This is a genomic window from Mucilaginibacter galii (genome assembly GCF_014635825.1).
GTDB classification, from domain to species: domain Bacteria; phylum Bacteroidota; class Bacteroidia; order Sphingobacteriales; family Sphingobacteriaceae; genus Mucilaginibacter; species Mucilaginibacter galii.
This window is the reverse complement of sequence record NZ_BMDO01000002.1, coordinates 1-21,666: the sequence shown is the minus strand read 5'-3', so window position 1 is coordinate 21,666 and position 21,666 is coordinate 1. Positions and strand designations below refer to the sequence as shown.

Sequence of the window (21,666 nt, the reverse complement as noted above, 5' to 3'; positions counted from 1 at the left end):
TTTGCAAAAGTAGTTTTTTGAATTCGGATTTGGTATTTTTTTGCGTTTAGATTAGTTTTAGGGGCAGGTAGTAAGCCTAATGCATAAAGTCATGAACCGGAATTGACAGGATTAAAGAATTGACAGAATTTCTATCTTGGTGCAGGTTTCTGTACTTAAAGACAAGTAGCAACTAATTAACCCAACAACTATAAGCATGTTCAAAGCCCGCCTGCCATACCTTATTGCCGTATTTGTAGTAATTGCCTTAGGGTTACTGTCGCGCCAGATACCGGCTATTCCTCAATGGGTAGGTGATGTGCTGTGGGCACTGATGGTTTACCTGCTTGTAAGAGCCATATTGATTACGTCTCCATTAAAACAAGTAGCACTTATAAGCCTGCTGTTTTGCTTTGCTATTGAGTTTAGCCAGCTATACCAGGCACCGTGGATCAACAGTTTTCGCCGCACACTACCCGGCAGGCTCATTTTAGGGCAGGGCTTTCTATGGAGCGATTTGCTGGCCTACGCAGCAGGCGTTGGCATGGGTTATGGTCTGTCAGATATTAAAGATAGAGAAAAGCAAGTTTTCTCCCTCCCTCGGGAGGGAGAGGGGGAGTTTGAATGATTTGCTACTCAATGCTCAATACAACTCTACCGCTTTATACGTAGAGGACAGCGCTCGGCTCCTGAAAGCTACTGTATATCCCATAATTTCGCAGGGATGAATTATTGTACCAAATTAACCAGCCTGCTTTTTAAAAGGAAGGTGCTATTTATGTTTTTCCACTTTGCCTGTCTACACTCAAAACATTGAATTTTATAAAAGGGCTATCTCCTGATTCCGAGTCATATCAGGTTTACCAATTAAGAGAGTCATATTAGATACTGACAGGCTTTTTGTTGTTTAAAACATAAAACACACCGTATTCATACTGTCATAAAAACAACATTAAACAAAGTATATTTGAGGCCTATAACAAATCTACTTAATAAGCCAATATGAGTAAAAAAATCTCTATGAATGATATTGCCCGGGAATTGAATATTTCAATTACTACAATATCATTCATTTTAAACGGTAAGGCAAAAGAGATGCGTATTAGCGATAAGCTATCACAGCGGGTGTTGGATTATGTAAAAGAAAAGAATTATAACCCTAACACCGTTGGGCAAAGTTTGCGTACAGGTAAGTCAAGAATTATAGGCTTGGTGGTAGAAGATATTGCAGACGTTTTTTTTGCGAGTGTAGCACGCCTTATAGAAGAAAAAGCATATAAAAAAGGTTATAAAATAATTTATTGCAGCACAGAGAACAATACCAAAAAAACGATAGAGCTTATAAGAATGCTGAGGGGGCGTAATGTAGATGGCTATATTGTTACTCCACCTAAAGATATTGAACATGAAGTGAGTTCCTTGTTAAGCGAGGGCCTGCCTACAGTGTTATTTGACCGTTATTTCCCGCAATTGAAAACAAATTATGTGGGTATTGATAACTATAATGGTGCAAAAACTGCCATAGAACACCTGGCAAAGCAACAGTACAAGCATATTGCCTTTGTAACGCTGGATTCTGGGCAAACACAAATGGCCGACCGGCTAAGAGGCTACCAGGCAGCAATTGATGACGCTGGACTTATACCGCATTTGCTTGAGGTAGAGTTTAGCGCAAAGCCCCAAAAACTGGTGCAACAAATTATAGATTACTTAACACAAAACAAGAATATTGATGCTATACTTTTTGCCACCAATTATTTAGCATTAAGAGGCTTTGAAGCACTTCAACAAAAACAGCTTGTAATTGGAGAACAAATAGGTGTAGTTGCTTTTGACGATCATGCTTTCTTTAAAGTCTTTAATCCACCTATCAGTGCCGTTGCGCAACCCATGAAAGAACTTTCGGAACACTTGATTGAAACACTTTTTAAGAACCTTAACGCCAAAGGCGATCAGCAAATTACACCTGTTGAAATCATTTTGAAGCCCGAATTAATCATCAGGCAATCGTCGTCAAAAAAACTTTAGAGTTTTTTTTTTACATTTTGCTAAAACCGTTTAGTTTTCATAGGTTTGACTTACCAATTATACAACATATGATTACCTATTATAATTCATCAGGACAACCTGCGGGTTACTTAATAACGCCTTTTACCAATTCAGGATAAACTTTATCACTATTAATCTGAATAACCCTATAATTCACTTTACTTCATTAAAATTTGCTTATGATGATTTTTACACTTAAAAAGGAATGGAGGATAGCCATAGGCTGTTTTCTTTTCATGTGCTGTTTGGCGCTACGCAGCCAGGCACAAACTAAACCGGTTACCGGCCGGATAATAGACAGCCAAACCAAAGAAAACATTATTGGTGCTACGGTACAGGTAAAAGGCGGCACCGGTGGTGCCACTACCGATGTTAACGGTATTTTCCGTATTAACGCCCCGGACGGTGCAATACTTGATATTAAGTACGTTGGTTACGATCCGGTGAGTATTCCCGCCGATTTTAGTAAGGAAATGACCATCAATCTTGTTGCATCTACTACATCGCTTAACGATGTAGTGGTAGTAGGTTATGGAACGCAACGCAAGGTTGACCTTACCGGCGCAGTGGCCGTTGTAAAAAGCAGCGATATTGCCAACCTGCCTGTTGGCGGGGCCGATCAGATTTTGCAAGGTAAAGCTGCAGGCGTGGCGGTTACCCAACAAACCGGTGCACCCGGCGATGCTATCAGTGTACGCATAAGGGGAATTGGAACCATTGGTGACAACAATCCCTTATATGTAATTGATGGGGTGCCTACACCAAATGGTATCAATCAAATTTCGCCAAACGACATTGAAAGCATTAGCGTACTCAAGGATGCCGCCTCGGCTGCTATATATGGTGCCCGTGCGGCTAGCGGGGTGGTTCTTGTAACCACTAAAAAAGGCAAGACTGGTACGCCAAAAATCAATGTAAATGCGTACACTGGTGTGCAAACTTCGCAACACCTTGTTAAGATGGCTAATACACAACAATACGTAGTCGCATACAATACTGCCGCAGCTAACGATGGTCGTGCAGCTATTCCGGCCAACATAATTGGTGCGTTGCCCGATGTTGACTGGCAGCGCGAGGTGTTAAAGCCTGCTCCTATTACCAATGCGCAGGTTTCGTTAAGTGGCGGCGGCGAAAACACTACTTATATTGTATCGGCCAACTATTTTAAACAAAATGGATTGATCAAAAACTCTTCTTTCGATCGTCTTAACTTACGCACGGCTATAAACAGTAACATATCTAAGATATTTACGGTAGGCGTGAATATGAATTTAGGCTATTCGAAAAACAGGCAGGTAGGTACATCGGGCGATGGTTTTGGCGATGGTAACCCTGGTGCAAGCGTTCTGCGTTATGCCTTGTTCAGAACACCGGCTACACCCGTTTACAATGCCAACGGGCAATTTGTAGACATCCCTACAAACCCTGAATTTTTTGGAGACGGACTTAACCCGGTAGGCTTTGCAGACAATTATGACCGCAATTTTAACACCTACTCCTTATTAGGAAACGTTTACCTGGAAATTAATCCGATTAAAAACTTAAAGATACGTACCGATTTCGGAACCAATTTCCGCATAGTTGATTACAAGCAATTTTTTGCTACCTGGGGTATTGATCGCTTTTTAAACTCGCCAAACAGCCTGGCGCAATCAAATAATAACTACTTTGATTATAACTGGACAAACACAGCTACTTATAATTTAACCCTGGCTAAAAAACATGTGTTTACATTTTTAGCAGGTACCGAAATTATAAAAAGCAACTCTACCTCGTTAGGCGGCTCGCGTACTAACTATCCGAATCAAAGCAGCGAGTTTCAATACTTAGGTAACGGATTAGGAATACAACAAAACGGTGGTGGTCAAACCCACTGGGCATTAAGTTCACTTTTTGCAAGGGTTAACTATACCTTTTCAGATAAATACTTAGCTGCCTTTAATGTAAGACGCGACGGCTCCTCACGCTTAGACCCATCTGACCGCTACGGTAATTTTTATGGTGGTTCAGTAGGCTGGCGCATTGATCGGGAAGAGTTCTTGAAAAATGTAAAACCAATATCGCTGTTAAAATTGCGTGCAGGCCTTGGCTCTCTGGGTAATCAGTCAATTGGCGACTATGATTATGCTACGTTAGTACGCCAGGTTAATTTTTATCCCTTTAACGGTGCAAGCAATCAGGGAAACTCTATAGTATTGTTAGGCAACCCTATGGTAAAATGGGAAACCCAGACACAAGCAGATATTGGCTTAGATTTAGGTTTATTTAATAATAAGTTATCGTTTTCGGCAGACTATTACCGCAAAAACACCAAGGGCCTATTGTTGCCACCGCAGCTACCTACCAGTGCAGGCGGCGTAAGCAGTGCCAATGTTAATTCGGGCGGTGTGCGCAATGAGGGGTTTGAATTTGAGCTTAGTTATAGGGGCAGCATGAATAAATTTAAGTATGAGGTACTTGGCAACTTTGCAACAATTAAAAACCGGGTAACTTCATTAGCAGGCGGCAGTCCGCTGGTTGGTGGCCGTATCGATAATAATTATTATGCCACACAAACTGGAGTAGGCCAGCCTATAGGCTCTTTTTTCCTTTTACAGCAAGAGGGGATCTTCCAAAATGCCCAACAGGTGTTTACTCATGCTTACCAAGGCCCTGGCATACAGCCCGGCGATGTTATGTTTAAAGACATTAGCGGCCCGAACGGTGTACCTGACGGAATTATAGATTTTAATGATCGCAGCTATGTAGGCAGCCCTATTCCTAAATTCACTTACGGATTAACTACTAATTTTTCATATAGTGGGTTTGATGTAAGCTTGTTTTTTCAGGGTGTGAACGGCAATAAAATTTACAACCAGATTAATACAGATATTGAAGGCTTCTACCGTGCGTTTAACATTACCGAGCGTATAGCCACACAAAGCTGGACCGGCGAAGGCAGCACTAACGAATTTCCGCGTTTGTCATGGAACGGTGCGGTTAACAATAAGCAGCCCTCTACCCGCTTTTTAGAAAGCGGATCTTATTTGAGACTTAAAAATGTGCAGGCAGGTTATACCTTTAACTCTAAGCTCATTAACCGTTTTAAAATATCTAACATGCGGGTGTTTGCCAGCGTACAAAACGTGTTTACTGTAACCAAGTACACCGGTATAGACCCAGAAATTGCCGTTAACAACAATTCATTGGGCGATGGTGTAAGAGCTGTAGGTATAGACTTTGGTACCTATCCATCGGCGCGCACCATCACCTTTGGTATAAACGCTAATTTTTAATTGCCTCTAAATTTAACAATTATGCTAAAAAAATATATATACATCGCTTTATCAGCAGGAATACTGCTTTCTGCAGCGAGTTGTAAAAAAATACTCGATCAACCGGTTCTTGGCGATTATCCTCAAGACAAATACTTTACTTCGGTTGCCAATGCCAATGCAGCAGTTAACGCAGCCTATGTACCCCTTACTTTTGTAAGCGGCACTGGAAATCCGATATGGGTGTTGGGTGACGTATCTTCGGACGATGCCGTTAAAGGTGGCTTACCGGGCGACCAGGCCGATTATGATCAAATTGATGTGTTTAACATATTAAACAACAATTCGGCTGTTGAAGGTGTGTGGGCCAGATATTACGATGGCGTATTAAAGGCCAACTTTGTGCTCAACGGACTTGCTAATGCCAACACCGCTATCCCCGAAGCCAGCAGAACACTTATTACCGCTCAGGCTAAGTTTTTACGGGCGTATTATTATTTTATACTTACTAATTGCTACGGTAATATACCCCTGAGGTTAAACGTTGCCACAGCCGATAATACACAATCACCAATAGTACCTCAGACTCAGATTTTTGCACAAATTGAGAAAGACTGTACGGAGGCCTCAGCAGCACTGCCCAGTACTTGGTCGGGTGCCGATTTAGGCCGGGTTACTAAAGGTGCAGCTCTTGCATTACTGGCTAAAAGCTATCTTTTTGAACAAAAGTACGCACAAGCCGCAGCCACTGCACAACAGGTAGAAGCGCTTGGTATTTATTCGCTTACTCCAAAATTTACAGATAATTTTAGTGCCACCACTAAAAATAACACGGAAGCTATATTTTCTATACTGCACACTGCAGGGTTAAACCCAAAGCAAGGCAATGGCTTGAACCAGTCTTTTGCACCACGTGGTGCATTAAATGGTTACGGGTTCTTTTTACCCACTCAAAGTCTGGTTGATAATTTTGAGAAAACAGCCTCAGGCGTAGTTGATCCAAGGCTTGATTATACCGTGGGCAGAGCAGGTCAATCATTTTTTGGCACTCCATTCGATCCCAGCTGGACATCAACAGGTTATGTGACCAAGAAGCAAATACAGCCGCTTACAGAAATTCCTGCCGCAACCCGCGGAGATGGTAACCTTAATGTAGAGGCCATACGCTTTGCCGATGTTTTGCTGATTGAAGCAGAAGCGCTTAATGAGAGTGGAAATAGCACGGCTGCATTAATTCCGTTAAACAAAGTAAGAAAAAGAGCAAGGGAAAGCTATTTGTATGATAATACACTAACTGGCGCAGGCACGGTTCCGGCAGGCTTGTTACCGGATGTAACTACAACCAGCCAAACACAGCTGCGTGATATTATACGTCGTGAAAGGCGCTCAGAGCTTGCACTGGAGTTTCAGCGTTATTTTGACATTATACGGTATGGTAGTACTTATGCCAGCAACGCACTGCGCGATAAGCCTAATTTCAATTATAACAATAACAGGTTTTTCCCTATTCCTGCAAGCGAACGCTCTACAAACAAAGGTTTATAACCCATATTAAAGTTTAAGTAATGAAAACATACATCAAATATTCTTGCACATGGGCAATATTAATTGTATTGCTTAGCTGTATTAGTTCCTGCAAAAAAGATGCTAATACGCAGCAACCGGCCGCCTCGGATAAGGCTACGATCAGCACAGCCATTGATGCAGCAACTGCTTTGTACACTAACTCAACTGAAGGTAAAAGAGCTGGATTATATTCGGTAGGTTCGCGTGCGGACCTTAAGAAAGCAATTGATTTAGCTACAGCAACAAAAAACGCTACGCAATACAGTCAGCGTGAAGTTGATAACGCAACCGCCAATTTGAACCGGGCTTTAGGTGTTTTTAAATCAAGACAGATTCAGGATGTATCTTCGGATAACCTGATTGCTAAATGGGACTTTACAGGTAACGCAAACGACGTATCCGGTCATGGCCATAATGGTATACTAATGACGGGTTATATCAACTCAACCACCGATGGTAATACTTTGCCTAAATTGGTTGCCGACCGTTACAACGCGGCCAACAGCGCGTTCGATTTTGCAAACGGTTCTAACATTGAAATACCTTATACTACTGATCTTAACCCGAAAGAGTTTACTATTACCATGTGGGTGAAACGCCGTGAAACTAACCCGGACAACTATATGATCGCTTTAAACTCTTACAACGGATTCAAGTTCCAGTTACAGGGCAGCAACTTCATGTTTTTAACCCTTCACGTTGACGACGGTTATCGTGATGTAGATAGCAATCCTGGTGTTGTTCCTCAAGATGTTTGGACATACATTGGCGTATCTTATATAAACGGAACGATGAAGTTTTATGTAAACGATAAATTGGTAAAAACGGCTGCTGTAACCGGCACGCCTGTAACATTGCCTACGCCTGTTAATTTGGTGATTGGTCAAAATTTACCAAAAAGTTTAAAAGGGCAGTCGTACTTCAGAGGTGCGATGGATGATATCCGTTATTACAGCCGTGCTTTAACCGATGCAGAAGTGTTGTCTATTTACACCACTGAGCAACCATAATCGCTGGCTATATTAAAACTATTAACCCCATACCGGTAGCCTGTGAACGTTTTTGTTTAGGCCTACTGGTATGGGCTTTTTATTTAAAAGCAGGCATGCTTGTATGCATTAAACGCTATGAAAAAAATCATAATATTCGTTAAAATAGCAGTTCTTGCTTTGCTAATTCCGGCAGGGGTTTATGCACAGGAAAATAAACTGCCTAAATGGGCTATGGGTGGCTTTAAGCGTCCCGTCGGGCTTAACCCCATCATCAAGCCCGATACCACAGCTACCTTTTACGACCCTATTCAGCAAAAGCAGGTGGCCTGGGAAGCTAATGATACGTTTAACCCCGGGGCAGCTCTATACAAGAACAAAGTAGTGGTGTTATACCGTGCAGAAGACCGTTATGGTATCGGCATAGGTTTTCGTACCTCACGTTTAGGTTATGCTTCCAGCGCAGACGGTTATCATTTTAACCGTAGCACCAAACCTGTTTTTTATCCGGCTAATGATAATCAGAAGAAATACGAATGGCCTGGTGGCTGCGAAGACCCGCGCCTTGCTGTAACAGTCAATGGTACTTACGTGGTGTTTTACACACAATGGAACCGTGATGTGCCCCGTTTAGGTGTTGCTACATCTAAAGATTTAAAAAAGTGGACTAAGCATGGGCCTATTTTTGAAGATGCTTATCAAGGTAAATTTGTAAACGTACCACATAAATCGGCATCGATATTAACTAAGGTAGTAAACGGCAAACAAGTGGTTACCAAAATTAATGGCAAGTACTGGATGTATTGGGGCGAACTGCATGTATACGCGGCTACCTCTACGAACCTGGTAGACTGGTTGCCGGTGGTGAACAACGACGGTTCTCTCAAAGAACTCTTTTCGCCACGGAAAGGATACTTCGATAGTGAATTAACAGAATGCGGTCCACCTGCCTTACTCACCTCGAAAGGCATTGTTTTATTTTATAACGGCAAAAATAAAGCTGGCGACGATGGCGATAAGCGATTTAATTCAAATACATATTGCGCCGGCCAAGCCTTGTTTAACAAAGCCGACCCGTCAAAGTTTATTACACGGTTAGATGTACCATTTTTGAGGCCTATGGAAAGTTTTGAAAAAAGCGGACAGTATCCGGCCGGAACCGTATTTATTGAAGGTATGGTGTATTTCAAGAAAAAATGGTTCTTATACTATGGCTGTGCCGACTCACGTGTAGGTGTTGCGGTATATGATCCGGCTCACCCTTCGGCGCCCGATCCTATCAATTAACTTCACAAATTACCATACCAAAAAGGGCCGAACTAATTAGTTCGGCCCTTTTTGGTTACTTATGTTAACAACTCTACAGATCTTGTAATCCTACGGAATTGCACGTTAATTATGTGCTTATGCCTGATGCCTCACTTTGTAAAAGCGGATGGCAAATAATAATATAACGCTGTAACAGATGATGGGTAGGTAATAGGCATGCGCTACATTTTTGTTAGCTACTAACCCCATAATTAATGGAAATACAGCGCCACCAACAACACCCATAGAGATAAATGAGGACGCCTGCTGCGTGTGTTTGCCAAGGTTCTTTAATCCCAGGCTAAATATGGTTGGAAACATGATGCTAAAAAAGAAGTTAACCATGAAAAGCGCACCATAAGATACCCAACCCCAACTTTGAGCAACAACAAGGCAAGCCAAAATACTTCCAACAGAAAATATGGCCAGTAACACATTGGGGGCAATAAACTTCATTAAGTAAGTTCCTACAAAACGTCCAAATGCCATAAATGCCATAAAAAGTACCATAAAGTTTGCCGCTTTTTCATCATTATAATGCATTACATCTACACCGTAATTAATGAAGTAAGCCCAGGTACCTGCCTGTGCGGCAACATTGAAAAACTGGGCCACTACGGCTGCTATAAAATGACGGTGTTGAATTAATCCCTGCTCTTTTTCGGTATCTATATTCAACGCTTCCTGGCTATCGGCTGGGGTTACGGCGTGCGGGTCGGTTAAGTCGGGCACTTTAATGAATGCAAAGCATACCGCAATAAAAAGTATGCAGCACCCAATGCAGATGTACAATGTTTTGACCGAATCGAGGCTAGTGCTGCTTGTTACGGTGCTTGCCGATTTAAGTAGAAAGTATGACCCTAAAAACGGACCTATAATAGTGCCAACGGCGTTAAATGATTGGGCAAAGTTAAGACGCTGATCGCTGGTGCGCTGGTCGCCCAATGAAGCAACAAAAGGATGTGCAACCGTTTCGAGCGTGGCCATACCACAGCCCAATATAAATAAAGCGATTCGGAAATAAGTAAACGATTGGGCATTAGCCGCCGGAACAAATAAGAATGTACCGCATGCAAACAGCGCCAACCCAAACAGGATACCATACTTGTAACCAAAGCGCTTCATGAACATACCAGCTGGTACGCTCATTAGAAAGTATGCGCCAAACACAGATAACTGTATAAGGCCCGATTTGGATTTAGATAAATTTAGCACGTTTTGAAAATGTTTGTTTAATACATCACTCATTGCATGCAGAAGGCCCCAAAGCAAGAACAATGCGGTAGCAAAGGTTATAAGGATAACAAACTTCTTCTCGGTGAAAGCAGGTTTTTGACTAATCATTTTGTTTAAATAATATTCTCGTTAAGTTGTAAGGCAGCACCTATCATGGCCGATAACTCGCCTACATTAGCTATAAGTATGTTACACGGTTTGGTAAGTACACCATTTTTGTTCAGATCATTTTTTAAGGTGGTCAAAAATCTATCTTCAGCTTTAGCAATGTTGCCGCCAATAATTACAACCTCTATACTTTCCTGGTTAATCACAGAAACAAGAAATTGTGAGAAATTGTGAGTAAATTCTTCAAATACAGCATCTATAACAGTGTACTGTTCCTGCATCAGCATATCTTTAACATTACTCACTGTTTGACCTGATAGCTGGTTATATTTACTCACAAACCACCTGGTAGATAGATATTCTTCGGCAAATCCATTTAAAAATGGCAACATTGCAAAATTCATATCGTTAGTGTTGCCGTTATAACTAATGGCTGTACCCAAACCAGTACCAAGTGTAACACCTAAAGTTTTTTTTAATTTATCATAGCCATTTACTCTGATCTCACCTTCTAAAAAAGCTTGTGCATCATTAACCAACCCAATACAATGAGGCGGTAAATTCAAGTGTTCACTCAAATAGTCTTTTACATTTATGCCATACAAAAGATCATATTTATGTAAACCCTTAATCAATGAAATGCCGTCTCTATAATTGAATGGACCGGGCATGGCGAACGCTAAAAACCCAGGTTTGGCATCAGCCGCTTTGTGTAAAACTTGTGTTATGGCTTCCGCCCACGTATCTAAAATAACGCTTGAAACAGCAGAAGGATCAACAGGCATTCTAACTATTGTGTCATCAACAATTTTATGCTCCTTGCCATCTATTATGGCAGCAGTAATGTGCGATCCGCCAATGTCGGCTCCTAATATATATCTGTTAGAATTTATGAAAAACATCTGGAAGGTTTTATAACGTCTAACAAATATAGACCTACTAAATGGTTTTAGCAATATTTTCGATGGTTAAAATGCACGTAGTTTTACCAGTTTTTTCCTGTTCACAGGGGTTATTTTCAGTAAAATTGGTAATGGCAAGCTTTAGGGCTTCGTCATTTGCTAACATGGCAATTATTATTTTCATCACAGTCCAAATGCTTGTTCCTGTGATGTGCACTTTACTTACCAACGGATCATAATTCGTTGCCCACCTCGTTAATATAAATGTAGTAACCCGCACTTTGCCACCGCTGCCTTTCATAAAACCGGTACGTGCGTTCCATTTTCGAGATTCAAATTCTTTTTAAGAGGTATTTCGCCTCTTTTACCTTCTACAGTAACCCTTTGCGTACAGGGAAACGAAGCTATTGCTGTCTGCTTTTGCTTTGTTTGTCCAGAAGATGACCTAAAACCTTTAGAATTTTCCCTATCATTTTTCTTGGTATGAAACGGGCGCTTATGGTATAAAAAAAGAACCTAAATTTATGATTTAAATGCGCTGGGTAGGTTTTGACACCCTTTTAGCGGAGCGGACGAAACAGCAAACCATCCATTTAAAACCTTTATTTTCAATATTTTAATTTTTGAGAAAAAAGTGATTTCCAAATTACTCGCATTAAGTTTACAATAGTTCCAACGCCCAGATCAACAACTGCATAGTATAGATTTTAAGCCGTTGATTAACTGTGACTGTTGTTGCTGAATTTCTTTAATCAGATACGCTAAACACATTTCAAAAAATCATTTTCTTTGACTATAATCTTGTTAATTAACGCATTGTCGATTGATTCAATAAGATATTTGCGCATGTCTTCAGTCACCCTGCCAAATCCGAATAGTTTAGCAATGAGAGGCACTGCATTGTCTGCTTGTATGGCTATTGAATTTTCTACCACTTTTTTAATGGCTAAATTAATTTCTTCAGGAGATATAAGGCTAATTTTACGAGCACTGGACGGCAGGGAGCTTCTTTCTCTTATATAAGGAACCTGCATTTCTGGATACCATAAGAAATCTCCTTTCTTTACAATAATGCCCATTTTGGCAGCATAGTCACAGGCTTCTACAAGTGTGGCGCGTACCCGGCTGCCTATTTTTGATATGCCATTTGAATCAGCTATCCTTCGTGCCATTTCTTCAAAATGCACAGGGCTTTCCACCTTTACTACGTCTTCAATCCACTTGCTTAATTTTCCTAAAGGAAACAAATGCAATTCACCTCCGGCTATTTCTTTTGATAGTATTGCAGACTGATAAGTAGGCAATAATATCGTTATTTCTTGTGGAGCTTCGCGTATAAGGCTTTTTAGCTCTTCCTGCATTTCCTCTTCAATAGCATCATTGTGCTCTACCTCTACTTTGGCTTTTTCAATAGTAGCTATTAATAAGCGTAACTCTTTTGAAGGGTTTCGGAACCAATCGGTACTCCAAACATTGTACAATTTCCAGCCCATACCCTCCAGTACTGCATTTCTAAGGCGATCACGGTCACGCGCTGATTTCGCCGAAGCATACGATTTACCATCGCAGCTTATCCCTAACAAATACCTTCCTGGGTTATTATTATCTACAATTGTTAAATCAATATAAAAACCTGCAGATCCTATTTTTTCCCTTACAGTATATCCTTCATTTCGAAGGCTATCTGCAACAACCTGTTCAAAGGGTTGATGTTTTACCTCAATAACTTCTTTGTCGCTTTCAAACTTGCCATGCTCTGCAAAGTATAGGAAGCTTTTAAGGGAGCGAATACCAAATTTAGCATTAGGTCCCGGTGTAATGTCGCTAGCTGTTATATTGGTAAACACCTCGCAACGGCTTTTTGCCCTCGTTATGAGTACGTTTAACCTGCGTTCACCGCCCTCATTATTTAAAGGGCCAAAACTCATCGGGACTTTCCCATCTTCTAACCTTCCATAGCCTATACTTATAAAGATTACATCCCTTTCATCACCCTGCACGTTCTCAAGATTTTTTACAAAAAATGGTTCATCAGTATGGCTCCTGAAGAAATTTTCAACATCAGGGTTCATCCTTCTCCTTATTTCAAGAGCATTTTGTATGGCCTGCATTTGGGCAGTGCTAAAGGCAACCACGCCCAAGCTAAGCTTTGGATACTGCAGTGCATGTTCAATAACGGCATCAGCTACTTTTTCTGCTTCTTTAGGGTTAGTCCGTGTTTTACCTTTATCATAATATGTATCCGGGAGATGGTGAAAGATAAGCCCCATTCTGTATTTGGAGCCCGGGCTTGGAAAAATTACCAGTTTGTTCTCATAGAATTCCTGGTTAGACAAGCTGATTAAAGATTCGTGCCTGCTGCGGTAATGCCAGCGCAACATGCGCTGAGGAGTTCCTTGCGCATCACACATTCCTAAAATGCTTTGCATGTCTGCCGTTACATTTTCCTCATCATCAGTCTCGGTGTTCATCTTATCAAAGAAACTGGTTGGCGGCATTTGTTTTGTATCGCCTACAACAACAATTTGTTTGCCTCTTAATATTGCTCCTAATGCATCAACCGGGCGTACCTGGCTCGCTTCATCGAATATCACAAGGTCAAACTCAATACTATCTGGAGGGAGAAAGTTAGCGATAGACATCGGGCTCATCATGATAACCGGCTTAATCGCCTGTATGGCCAATCCTGCTTCCTGCATTAACCTTCGTATAGGCATGTGCCTGGCTTTACGGTTAAATTCACTCCTGAGGATATTGATCTGGCCGCCACCTTCTTGCTTAGGGACGCCCTCCCAATGCTTGAGTGCAACTTTTGCCCTGTTGTAATATTGGTTTAGGATATCCAGCTTTTTAAATTTCTCTATCACTTCTTCATGGCTGGAACGCTCAAATTTTCTTAAGGCAGGGTTATTGACCATAGCCTGTTCTATAAGATAGTCATACCATGTTTTTTTGAGCGCTGTTTGTAAATGAAGAGATGCGTCCGGCCAACCCTCTATCGCCGTTAAAAGGTAATTGGCACCTTGTTTCACAATATTTTCTTTGAGTACATTCCATGATACAGCCTCATGAATCTCAGGTAAGTCGGTAAACCATTTTTGTAGTACAGTGAGTTGTTCCAATAATGAGTTATTTGTAAAAAGCGGATCATTATAGCCCATCTTATTTAAAAGTGTTGCTATAATTTCGTGTTGCTTAGTTAGATTTTCTTTTAATAAGACTGCATTTTTACCAGCTATTTCCGTAGAATCATTTTTATCAAGATAAGAAAGAAAAGCCGTTGGTATTTTTTCCTGTTGGATTGCCTGATGTACCGATTGCAGATAGACCGATGCATCTTTAAGTACCTGCCAGTTACTGCGTAACTTTTGCCATTGGTTTCCAAAAAGCCTTTGTGCAAGAGGCTCTAAAGATTGTATTGAAGCAGCTAAGCGCTTTCCGTCCATTAAAGCTGTAACATACACCAGTTTATTATCCAGGTCATCTGGCATAGATGTATTTAGCAAACCAGCCAGTTGTTTAACGCTCTTTTTATAATCGCCTATTAAAAACTTATACCACTTTCCTCCATGGGCTACTAAATTTTGCCGTATTTCGAGCACATTCTGTTCCCATGCTTCGGGGATAAACAGCGGGTCGTATTTTTGGCGTAATTCAGATAGGCGGATACCTGCTTCAAATAGGTCTTTAATATCTGCCTGATGATTAAGCCAGGCACTGTCATTAATAGCCATTGAGGCAGTACCCGGATTTTTTGAAGCTAATGTTGCTATTTCAGCTACTTTTACAATAGATGCTATATCTATAGGAAGAGGAAGTAACAGAGAGGCTGCTATATCCTCTCCTGATTTGAGCAAATCCGTTGTGCTATTAATAGCCGCAGTTAAATATTCTTTTGTAATTTCTTCGTCCCTTGGTAAAAAAATAGTTAAAGAAGTACCATGAAATAAAAGCTTTTCCGGCTGGCCTATCTTTGTAAGCCTCGTCTGTATTTGCTCGGACAATAACTCCGCTGTTTTCATCTTAGAAACAGTCCAGGCAGAAAGATCCTCAATTAGCAATCGTGGGAATTTATAATTTTTATAGGATCCTGATATTTTGAGCAGTTCTCCAATTACCTCCTGCGCTGAATGTCCACTCTGTGCTATTTGGGAGTTAACTTCACTGCAATATGTATTCAATTCATTGATCAGGGAACCTAAAATTTTTACTTCTTCTTCAAGATGCGCTAATGTGGGTTTTCCCAGTTCAAGGACTTTCTTAAGCCCATCATGAAGTTCTCGCTTATTTGCTTTATGGCTATGCAATTCTAAGCATGCTTCGCCAAGATTAATATTGTCAAGCCTTCGTTTCACCACTTCTAACGCCGCCATTTTCTCAGCTACAAACAATACTTTTTTACCATTTCCCACAGCATTAGCAATAAGGTTAGTTATGGTCTGAGATTTGCCGGTACCGGGAGGTCCCTGGATAACCATATTTCGCCCCTCATGTACAGCAAGCATTGCAATTACCTGTGAGCTGTCTGCATCAACTACATGTAATAGTTCATTAGCATTAGTCTCAGTATCCAGATAGTGGTCTTCTCCAACTGAAGGCTGCGGTTCCATAAACCCGCCACCGAATAGCGATTGAAGGATAGTATTATTATATGGCTTTTTTGCATCGGGCCATTTAGTGCTGTCCAGATCGTGATAAATCATGAACTTACCAAATGAAAAAAAGCCTAGCTCTATTGCATCTGTATCTACTTTCCAATTCTCCTGATGCCCTATGCGGTGCGCTATATCATTTATGTAGCTGCTAAGGTCCAGTTCTTCCTGCTCGGGAAGATCCGGAATGGTAATGTTAAAATCGACCATCATTTTAGCCTGTAAGGACAAATTGGCTCCTATCTCCGCTCCTGAGTAGCGTAAGCGAAAGCGCTCGTTTGCACTTGAACGCTCCAAAGTTACTGGTACTAAAATCAGAGGTGCTAACCTGCATTCTTCCGTATTCCCCTTTTCAAACCAATTGAGCATTCCCATCGAAAGGTACAATATGTTCAATCCCTGCTCTTCAATACTAGTTTTTGCGAAATAGTAGGTATTGAGTATTTTGGTTTGCAGCTTTTGTTCTGTATCATTGGTCTGAAGCCGGGTATCATTATAAGCATCCTGCAATTCCGGTTCGCTAAGTGCAGGAAGTTCAAACAATGTTTCATCCTCTTCTTTTCCCGGACGACCAAGAAATGTCATGGCTTTATTTTGCCGTACAAGAATATTAAATATGCTACTAGACTGCTCTTGTACAATATGAAGGCCTCTTGCTTTTGGACTCTTATAATTAAGTAAAGTGTTGCGCATCCCAAGATCTAAAAGTTCTTTTCTTGAGGCTTCTAATTTAGGAAGTATAGTTTCTTGCATTACAGGGTTTATAAGAGCTCTAATTTATTAAAAAATACTACACGAACTTAAATTCAGCTATTTGAATTTGATGTATCATTTATCCCAAGTATGGAAAACAAACAGCTTCACATACAGCCGTTGATTAGAAAACTTAATGCCTCGCAACCTTCCCGAATAATTTACAAATAAAAAAAATCCGGAAAATATTATTTCATTGTTAAGGCTAATATTATCAATTCTAAGCTTGAATTTATCAAGTAAGAATACAACCTGTTTGTTTATTTTCACATAACGTAACTTAAAGAAGTTTAAACACGTATCTACCCCTAATTACACGAAGGGGGTATTCAAGCACTCCCTTCATCACAACATATGTTAACAACTCCTATCGCCGGTGACGCTACGATACAGGCAAATACCGCGTCATCTCTAAACTTCCCATCTTCCTGTGGCCCAATGTGTGGACAGCCAATACCTGCTGTTGCTGCCCCGCCCCATATTGCTATAAGTAATCAAATACTTGATTTCTTTAATAAGATATTTAGTACTGCTGATTTCCCTGCCCGGTGGCATTGCGGGAACTGGACAGACTTTCATGGCTGGCTTTATATTGTCTCTGATATCGCTATTTGGGCGGCTTACTTTGCCATTCCTTTTCTCCTTTACCGCTTACTTAGAAAGAGGCCGGATATTCCCTTTCATCGCATATTTTTATTCTTTATAGGTTTTATTATGCTTTGCGGCTTAACACACTTTGCCGATGCACTTATTTTTTGGTGGCCAGCATACCGCTTCAGTGCACTCCTGCGTTTAGCAACCGCGGTAATATCCTTAGCCACGGTATATCAGATATACCGGGTATTCCCTTCTATCTTACGGCTGCGCTCCTTAACCGACCTGGAAGCAGAGATTGATAAACGGAAGGTTACTGAAGAACGGTTAGCGGCTAATGAGTTTCTTTTGTCCGAGGCCGGTAGAATTGCTTGTGTAGGTGGATGGGAACTAGATTTGGTTTCCGGGAAACGCACCTGGTCAAAAACCGTTTATGATATCCTGGAACTTCCCTATGACCGTAATATATATGAGGATGACATCGCTTCGTATTATCCAGACCCTTATACAGAAAGTTTGGAGCAGGCTATGAATAGAGCAATCACAGCTGGTGAAAAATGGGACCTCGAAGTACAAACCTTGACACAAGGCGGAAAAATGGTTTGGGTCAGGCATACCGGTGAACCTGTTAAGAATGAAACCGGTGAAGTAATTAAACTCAGAGGGATACTTATGGACATTGACCGTTACAAGAGTCATGAACTTGCCTTAACTTCAGCATTAACAGTAACGAAAGAAAAAAAGCAGCAGCTTAAAAACTTCAGTTACGTACTGTCACATAACATACGCAATCATACCAGTAACTTATCTGCTTTAACCGATATGGTGAGTACGGAAAACCTCGATAAAGGAAACCTTGATCTTCTCTTTATGACGAGACAAGTAACTAAAGCTTTAACTACTACCTTAGATGATCTGGCAGATGTCATCCAAGCCCGTGATCAAGTTATGGAGCAGGAAATATTAAACCTTTATTATGAGATCAGCGAATCGTTACGGGCGATAAGTACCCAATTTGATGGTATTAACATCCAAATATCCTGTAACTTAGGCATACCGCAGGTGTATTTTTCTAAGGTATACCTGCAAAGTATTATAGAACAATTAGTGTCCAACGCAATCCGATACCGCAATACCCATAAACAGCTACAGCTTACGATCAACTCTTACATAAACGACGATGGACGAACGGTACTGGAACTTAAGGACAACGGCCGAGGCATAGACCTGGAAAAATATGGCTCCAAACTATTTAATTTGTACACCACTTTTCACAACTATCCCGGCGCAAGAGGGGTTGGGTTGTATCTGGTTAAAACACAGCTTGAATCTCTGGGTGCTCAAATTGAAGCAGATAGTATACCTGAGGTTGGAAGCACTTTCAGCATCAAGTTTCAAAAAGAGGAAACTCAGTTTGAAACAAATGGTCGCGCAATACTACAATCAAAATTATATCAAACGATTCAATCTTAAATAAACGTGAAATGAATAGCTCATTATCATTTTTCATCAGATCTGGTAAACAGTATGATACACCGATTAAAAGAATACTGGATTCACTTGGTTGGTAATCCAGAAGCATCTACACTGGAATCCCGGATCTTTCATGCTGTTTGCATAGTCGTGTTACTTGGACTTGGGTCTAATACGCTATATAACTATGTAATGGATATGCCGGCATTGGCTATACTGATGTTCTTTGTCTTTATCCTAGTCTGCATACTTTATTATTTATCCAGGTTTAAAGGCAAATACGACATCTGTTTGGTCATTTTTCAACTGCTCAATATTGCCCTGCTGGTTATCAACTACTATTACAATTCTGGTATTTCAGGTCCTACCTATGCTATCTTCATTTTATCGTTTTTAATTTCTTTGGCTACTGTTCCCGCTTGGCAGTACTGGATCTGGCTACCGCTGAATGTGATAACAATTTTTGGTTTGTTGTATTATGAGGATACTTATCCCAACCAGATAATCAATACCTATGCTGAGCCTACAAGCCGACTGATTGATTTTGGTTACACTTATATCGTCATTGCTGCGATGATAATGTTGATCACTAGCTATATCCGCAATGCTTTTTACCGCGAGAAAGACGAATCTTCGCGTAAGGAGACCGCACTGGAACAGAGCAATCAAACTAAGGATCGATTGCTATCGATACTGGCACATGACCTCAAAGAACCATTAACATCCATCCAGGGCTTTTTAGAACTGCTCGCTGATTATAACCTGGAAGAATCTGAGCGCCTAAGCATCCAGAAGCAACTGCTGAACCGCACGAAGGATACTGCTTATCTGCTGACCAATGTGTTGGCCTGGACAAAAGGACAAATGGAAGTTGTCAAAGTCAAATTGTCCAACTTACGATTGTATGACACCCTTGACCAAACACTTAAACTAGTGAAGGGCATAGCAGAGGAAAAAGGAATAGAGTTCATCTATAAGCTTAGTGATCACATCTGCATTTTAGGCGACAGGGACATGCTCCAGCTCGTCATCCGTAATCTAGCGATCAACGCGATTAAATTTACTTACCCCGGTGGGAAAATCTCTTTCGATGTACAAATCAAGGAGGACAACTGCCTGTTATCAATAACAGATACCGGGGCTGGTATACCACTATTCAAGCAACCGGGATTGTTCTCTTTATCGGCAAAGTCCACCTTCGGGACAGGGAAAGAAAAAGGTGCAGGTTTAGGGCTGGTACTTTGCAAAGAATTCACGGAGATTCAAGGTGGTCAGATTGGGTTTACCAGTAAAGAGAACGAGGGAAGTACATTTTACCTGCTCATGCCCTTATGCTCGATGATCCCACAGAAGGTAATGTTGCATAACATATAATCTATAGTATTCAGCGCTATTAGCCTTTAATAATACAATGACGTCTTTCTTATCAAATTGATTAGCGATAAAATTGTATTATTGTCTGTTTTGAATGCTCGAAGAGCAATCTCTATTGCTTATACTACATGGATTTTAAAAATTTATCTTATGAAAAGGCAGTTCAGTTATTAGCTGACTCCAAAAATTTTTACCTTGTCAAAGTTGATAGTAGCGCCAACTATGTCTACATGAATGATCATTTTATCAGTCGGCACAGTTCATTCTATAACCATTCCGAGATCCGGTCGGCTGCACTTGCCCTGCACCCAGATGATTATGAGTTAAGTTATATCACTTACAATAAATGTGTAGGACAACCCGATCAAACTTTTAATGCTACACTCAGAAAGTTGGACGGTAAAGGCGGATATATTATTACCTACTGGGAATACAAAGCACATTTTGATGCTCACGGCAACATAGATGGCGTGATCGGCGTCGGTTACGATATTACAGCTTTCGAGTCCCGTGCAGAACATATCCGCTTTTTAACTAAAACGTTAAGCAACATCGCTCAACAACAATCCCATGATATCCGGCGTCCTTTGGCGAACATTATGGGATTAGCGGAAGTATTGACCATATTAGGAGAAGAAAATGAGCAAGTAAGAACAATCGCTGAAAAGCTTGTTCAAAGTTGCATAGATCTGGATAACGAATTTGAACAGTTTTTGATTAGGGACGTATCGCAGCAGACGAAGTAAACTTGAATCATTTATAAAGCATTCGTCTTTCACTTACCCTTGCTAATCAAACAGGAGCGATGTTACTTACTTTATAAGTGAATTTGAGCGCCACGAACTCAAGCCAGCCGAATAGTAGTTAGATGTTTCTATTCTGCTTTTCATATTGCTAGCCTTTATACATTCATTATGCTCGGATCTGTCAAATGTTGTTGGGCCCAATAAGTGTGACAATTTACCGTAATTAGTATTAGCGTAATCGTTGCTAACTTCAACTTGAATTTTTTCCATATGCTTTAGGAAATAAAAAAAGTCCAGGCCTATCGTTTTTGTAACCTGATCATTTTTTCAGGTAGAAAAGCAAATTCATGTTGGTTCTAATGACACATGATTTAAAAAGTGAAACAAAAGTGTTAGTTCCGTCATTTTCGGTCAAGATGTTTAATGATTTAAACACTTTTAATACAGATTATTATAAGGTTTTTGGTGAGCATATTTTGTGGTCTCAGATGCTAACCAGATACTAACCGTTTCTTTGGAAAAAGAAAAAGCGCCTAAATCATTGATTTAAGCGCTTTAGTTGATATTCCGGGGATGTTGACCACCTAATTCCGTGGCAAAGTGACCAGGCGATTAGCTGGCGAACGATAGCAGCGAGAGCTGTAAAAGCGTTTTCAAAGTTAGTTATTAAAAGTGGTTATTGA

13 protein-coding genes are annotated in these 21,666 nt (G+C 40.7%); 9 read left to right on the top strand and 4 right to left on the bottom strand.

The annotated features are described in order from the left end of the window. Positions 1–196 precede the first annotated feature (196 nt). The 6 genes from IEV61_RS05220 (at position 197) to IEV61_RS05195 (ending at position 9,124) form a co-directional block, all read left to right on the top strand. The gene (locus tag IEV61_RS05220) at positions 197–607 is read left to right on the top strand and encodes a ribosomal maturation YjgA family protein (RefSeq protein WP_188414490.1); all 411 of its coding nucleotides are present in this window, start codon (positions 197–199) and stop codon (positions 605–607) included. A 374-nt stretch (positions 608–981) separates the two neighbouring features. Further along, entirely contained in the window at positions 982–2,007 is a 1,026-nt protein-coding gene (locus IEV61_RS05215; protein WP_188414488.1) for a LacI family DNA-binding transcriptional regulator, read from the top strand. Positions 2,008–2,207: 200 nt separating this feature from the next. Then, positions 2,208–5,303, top strand: a complete 3,096-nt coding sequence (locus IEV61_RS05210; RefSeq protein WP_188414486.1) for a SusC/RagA family TonB-linked outer membrane protein — start codon at positions 2,208–2,210, stop codon at positions 5,301–5,303. Between the two features lie 21 nt (positions 5,304–5,324). Next, positions 5,325–6,827 carry a RagB/SusD family nutrient uptake outer membrane protein gene (locus tag IEV61_RS05205; protein ID WP_188414484.1) on the top strand — a complete coding sequence of 501 codons (1,503 nt, stop codon included), beginning with the start codon at positions 5,325–5,327 and terminating at the stop codon, positions 6,825–6,827. A gap of 20 nt (positions 6,828–6,847) precedes the next feature. Then, entirely contained in the window at positions 6,848–7,858 is a 1,011-nt protein-coding gene (locus IEV61_RS05200; RefSeq protein WP_188414482.1) for a LamG-like jellyroll fold domain-containing protein, read from the top strand. 117 nt (positions 7,859–7,975) lie between these two features. Beyond that, positions 7,976–9,124 (top strand): beta-1,2-mannosidase, encoded by a 1,149-nt coding sequence (locus tag IEV61_RS05195; RefSeq protein WP_188414480.1) that lies wholly within the window; start codon positions 7,976–7,978, stop codon positions 9,122–9,124. A 117-nt stretch (positions 9,125–9,241) separates the two neighbouring features. On the opposite strand, the gene fucP is transcribed toward IEV61_RS05195, so the two are convergent. From fucP to proA, 4 genes are all read right to left on the bottom strand, one after another. Continuing rightward, positions 9,242–10,486, bottom strand: coding sequence for an L-fucose:H+ symporter permease (gene fucP, locus IEV61_RS05190; RefSeq protein WP_229747059.1), 1,245 nt, complete (start codon positions 10,484–10,486; stop codon positions 9,242–9,244). An 8-nt stretch (positions 10,487–10,494) separates the two neighbouring features. Continuing rightward, on the bottom strand, positions 10,495–11,391 hold the full coding sequence (locus tag IEV61_RS05185) for an ROK family protein (RefSeq protein WP_188414476.1): 897 nt from the start codon (positions 11,389–11,391) through the stop codon (positions 10,495–10,497). A gap of 37 nt (positions 11,392–11,428) precedes the next feature. Beyond that, positions 11,429–11,692: a hypothetical protein gene (locus tag IEV61_RS05180; protein WP_188414474.1), complete on the bottom strand. Its 264-nt coding sequence runs from the start codon at positions 11,690–11,692 to the stop codon at positions 11,429–11,431. Positions 11,693–12,152: 460 nt separating this feature from the next. Next, positions 12,153–16,796 (bottom strand): anti-phage protein ProA, encoded by a 4,644-nt coding sequence (gene proA / locus IEV61_RS05175; protein ID WP_188414472.1) that lies wholly within the window; start codon positions 16,794–16,796, stop codon positions 12,153–12,155. A gap of 354 nt (positions 16,797–17,150) precedes the next feature. Between proA and IEV61_RS05170 the strand changes: the two genes are divergently transcribed. The 3 genes from IEV61_RS05170 (at position 17,151) to IEV61_RS05160 (ending at position 20,983) form a co-directional block, all read left to right on the top strand. Further along, entirely contained in the window at positions 17,151–18,863 is a 1,713-nt protein-coding gene (locus IEV61_RS05170; protein ID WP_188414470.1) for a sensor histidine kinase, read from the top strand. A gap of 54 nt (positions 18,864–18,917) precedes the next feature. After that, the gene (locus IEV61_RS05165) at positions 18,918–20,237 is read left to right on the top strand and encodes a sensor histidine kinase (RefSeq protein ID WP_188414468.1); all 1,320 of its coding nucleotides are present in this window, start codon (positions 18,918–18,920) and stop codon (positions 20,235–20,237) included. Positions 20,238–20,365: 128 nt separating this feature from the next. Beyond that, positions 20,366–20,983: a hypothetical protein gene (locus IEV61_RS05160; RefSeq protein ID WP_188414466.1), complete on the top strand. Its 618-nt coding sequence runs from the start codon at positions 20,366–20,368 to the stop codon at positions 20,981–20,983. Positions 20,984–21,666: the final 683 nt, after the last annotated feature.

What these genes read in the sequence shown, in the direction of transcription:
- IEV61_RS05165 (WP_188414468.1), top strand. Translation starts at nt 18,918, where the DNA reads ATGATACACCGATTAAAAGAATACTGGATTCACTTGGTTGGTAATCCA.
- IEV61_RS05200 (WP_188414482.1), top strand. Translation starts at nt 6,848, where the DNA reads ATGAAAACATACATCAAATATTCTTGCACATGGGCAATATTAATTGTA.
- IEV61_RS05205 (WP_188414484.1), top strand. Translation starts at nt 5,325, where the DNA reads ATGCTAAAAAAATATATATACATCGCTTTATCAGCAGGAATACTGCTT.
- IEV61_RS05195 (WP_188414480.1), top strand. Translation starts at nt 7,976, where the DNA reads ATGAAAAAAATCATAATATTCGTTAAAATAGCAGTTCTTGCTTTGCTA.
- IEV61_RS05180 (WP_188414474.1), bottom strand. Translation starts at nt 11,692, where the DNA reads ATGAAAGGCAGCGGTGGCAAAGTGCGGGTTACTACATTTATATTAACG.
- IEV61_RS05160 (WP_188414466.1), top strand. Translation starts at nt 20,366, where the DNA reads ATGGATTTTAAAAATTTATCTTATGAAAAGGCAGTTCAGTTATTAGCT.
- IEV61_RS05210 (WP_188414486.1), top strand. Translation starts at nt 2,208, where the DNA reads ATGATGATTTTTACACTTAAAAAGGAATGGAGGATAGCCATAGGCTGT.
- IEV61_RS05170 (WP_188414470.1), top strand. Translation starts at nt 17,151, where the DNA reads ATGTTAACAACTCCTATCGCCGGTGACGCTACGATACAGGCAAATACC.
- proA (WP_188414472.1), bottom strand. Translation starts at nt 16,796, where the DNA reads ATGCAAGAAACTATACTTCCTAAATTAGAAGCCTCAAGAAAAGAACTT.
- IEV61_RS05215 (WP_188414488.1), top strand. Translation starts at nt 982, where the DNA reads ATGAGTAAAAAAATCTCTATGAATGATATTGCCCGGGAATTGAATATT.
- IEV61_RS05220 (WP_188414490.1), top strand. Translation starts at nt 197, where the DNA reads ATGTTCAAAGCCCGCCTGCCATACCTTATTGCCGTATTTGTAGTAATT.
- IEV61_RS05185 (WP_188414476.1), bottom strand. Translation starts at nt 11,391, where the DNA reads ATGTTTTTCATAAATTCTAACAGATATATATTAGGAGCCGACATTGGC.